The organism is Paenibacillus sp. sg306046, from assembly GCF_059821225.1.
This window is the reverse complement of the sequence record NZ_JCAMRT010000062.1, coordinates 1-3,381: the sequence shown is the minus strand read 5'-3', so window position 1 is coordinate 3,381 and position 3,381 is coordinate 1. Positions and strand designations below refer to the sequence as shown.

Genomic DNA, 3,381 nt, shown 5'->3' with positions numbered 1-3,381 from the left:
CCGGCGTTCGCTCCACCTGCTCCTCGAATAACTTATGGATCGTTTTTTCCTTCGGGTAGTCCGTATCTGTCGCATTATACCGTTCGATCGTTTCAGCCTTCTCTGCAGCTGTCATCAGCTCCAGTTGTCCGACGGTTCTATAAGGATCAGCCGCAATCTGTGTCAGTACATGCAGCCAATGTCCCTTCAACCGCTCCATGCTGACCTTATCAAAGACATTGCCATTGTAATCGAACCGAAACTCAATGGTAGCTCCGGGAACCACTGTCAAATTGAAGTCATAATTCGTTTGCTCGGTGATATCTACATCTTTGATCTTCAGAGAGTTCTCGTTCTGTTCCATCTGCTTGTCTCTAGGATAATTTTCAAATACCATAATATGGTTAATGAGATCCTGCTTCTGTATGCTCTGCGCCTGAACCTCATATAACGGATAGTACTCATGGCGAGCCGATTCTAGCGCCTGTTCCTGCAGCGTTGCCAGCAAATCGGCAATCACCGTATCCGATTCGCATCGAACGCGAGTCGGGATCGTGTTAATAAACAACCCGATCATATTTTCGATGCCTGCGATTTCGGCAGGTCTTCCCGATACGACGCTGCCGAATACTACATCACCGGTTCCGTTTAGCTTTTGCAGCAGAAGGCCCCAAGCAGCTTGCAGCATGATATTCAAGGTAACCTGCCGCTTATTCGCCACCAGATGCATGCGTTCACTTAAACGCTGGTCCAAGTCCCCCTCTACATACGCTTGCGCATAAGGCTTGCTTCGACTTTCCCGGTTCCATGGCAACAAAACGGTTTGCCCTTCATAGCCGACTAGATATTCCCTCCAATAGTTGGATGAAGTCTCCATATCTTGCTTGTCCAGCCACTCGATGTACTCTCCATAGACCGGAGCTGGAGCAGCTGGCCTTGCAGGAAGCAGCTCTCGCCCCCAGGCTGAATACAGGTCAAACCATTCCTGCATCAGTTGCGGCAAGCACCAACCGTCCATAATAATATGCTGGAAGCTCCAAATCACCCGGTAATTTTCCTCATTCAAACGCAGCACCGTTGCCCGCACAAGTGCGTCTTGCTCAAGATCAAATCCCCGAAGCTTGTCTTCCTCTGCCATATTTTTGATTTGCAGCGTTTGCTCATAATCATCCAGATGACGCAAATCTTTGTAAACAAAACCTACTGGCCTATTGCGAAACACTACTTGCAACGGCTCTCCCTTCCTATTGCGGTAAAAATTAGTCCGCCAAACGGTATGACGCTCAGCCAGCTCCTTCCAGCAGCGGGCAAACAACTCGACGTCAAGCGCACCTTGCAGCGTAAATTGCGCTTGTTCAAAATACGCACCCGCCTGCCGATCCATGATGTTATGAAACCACATCCCTTTCTGCATCGGCGTGAGCATGTAAATATTTTCAATTTCCCCGATTGACCGGGCTGCTGTGGTTATCTGGCCCAGTTCTTCCATACTTAATCCGCTAAACTGGAGATCGCTTGGCGTCAACTCCGCCTGTTCCTTTGCTACGCAGTGGGCGATAATCCCCCGGAGACTCTCCTGCAGATGCTCAGCAAGGCCCTCCATCGTTTCCACGCGGTACTCCTTTGAACTATAACTCAGATCAAGAGACAAGGAGCCATCAAGCACCGCACCATTAATGTCCAAGGTGTAGCAGCGATGCTGCCGGCTGCTTGCTTGCTGGCCTGACGAACATGGTGACATTTCCAGACTGTTATGCTGTAAATCCTCATCGAATTGACCCAAATAATTAAAGCTGATTTCAGGCTCTACCTGCCAGACAGCATGATCGGAGGTCTTAAACAAGTAGCGGCATATCCCGTATCCCAACCCCTTATTCGGAATTCGACGCAAATGCTCCTTGGTCTGCTTGATGGAGCGGGACAGACCTTGGTCCTGTCTAAGGTTAAGCTCTACCGGATATTTGCTTGTAAACCATCCGACGGTCCGTGTCATATCTATATCCGGAAAAATAGACTCTCGCCCATGGCCTTCCACATTGATAAGCACCCGGTCTTGCCCAGACCACTTCTGCACAGCCATAGCCAGCGCAGTTACCAAAATATCGTTCATATTCGTGTTATACGCCCGATGAACTTCTTTAACCAAACGCTCTGTCTCTGCCCGGCTTATCTGTACAACAATGACTTGACTATCCTGCTGTAAGGAGTTTACCGCCAGCCAGTCCTTGGGTAACGGTTGTACCGAAGCTGATACGCTGCTTTCCCAATAAGCGACTTCGTGTTCCAACGCCTTACTTTGCGCGTAGAGCATCAATTGTTCAGACCAAGCCTGAAAAGAATCCGACTTGGCCGGAAAATGAATGGCTTCTCCCTTGATCGCCTGTTCGTAGCCCGCTGCGATATCCTCCATTAGTATGCGCCACGATACCCCATCCACAACACCATGATGAATAACGAGAAGCAAATGGTCGCCTTCATCGCTCCGGAACAGCCCCGTTTGGATCAGTGGACCCGTTTCCAGATCCATCCGGCCCTGCATGTCGTTTGCTTTGACTTCAATTTGGTGCTCCCAATCCGCCAAGCCCGTGAAATCAACAACCTCTAGCGCATACAGCTCACCTTCATCGACTCCACGATTCCATGCCTGCCAGCCCTGCTCCTCCCGGCGAAATACCATCCGCAGGGCATCATGATGTTCCACCAATTTATGCAGCACATGATGGAGCGCGGCTACGTCAAAGCCCTCCCGCCGATACAACATCACGGACTGATTGAAATGATGCGGGTCGGCAAATTGCTGGTTGAAAAACCAATGCTGAATCGGTGTCAAAGCGGACTTGCCAGTCACCTCTCGCTGCTCGATTTTCCTAATTAGCGGCTGAATATGTGGGCTAAGCTGCTTGATCGTCGGATATTTAAACAAGTCGCGGATTTCGAGCTTGTAGCCTGCTTGATGCAGCCTGGACGCGATCTGAATCGACTTAATCGAATCACCGCCCAACTCAAAATAAGGATCCGTTATACCTACGCGTTCGGTGTTAAGTACAATTTGCCATACGGAGGCAAGCAGCTTTTCCATCTCGGTGCCAGGCGCTCTATACCCTTCATCCGCCTGCTTATGTTTGTTCGGGGAAGGCAGCACTTTGCGATTGATCTTCCCGTTTGGCGTTAACGGCATGCTGTCCAGTTGTACAATATGCGAAGGAATCATATAACCGGGAAGCTGCAGGGATAACGCCTCCTGCAGTTCACCTGCTTGAAGAGCGGCAACCGCTGTGAAATAAGCACATAGCTGCCGTCCTCCCTGCTCCTCCCGCGCAATTACAACCGCTTCCTGTACCGAGGGAATTTGCAGCAGCTGCGCTTCGATCTCGCCCAGTTCAATCCGGTAGCCGCGAATCT

General features: G+C 50.3%; 1 protein-coding gene. It reads right to left on the bottom strand.

Annotated elements, in window-relative coordinates:
* The coding region (locus AC6ROY_RS25215) for a condensation domain-containing protein (RefSeq protein WP_500103312.1) at positions 1-3,381 on the bottom strand (3,381 nt) is incomplete at both ends.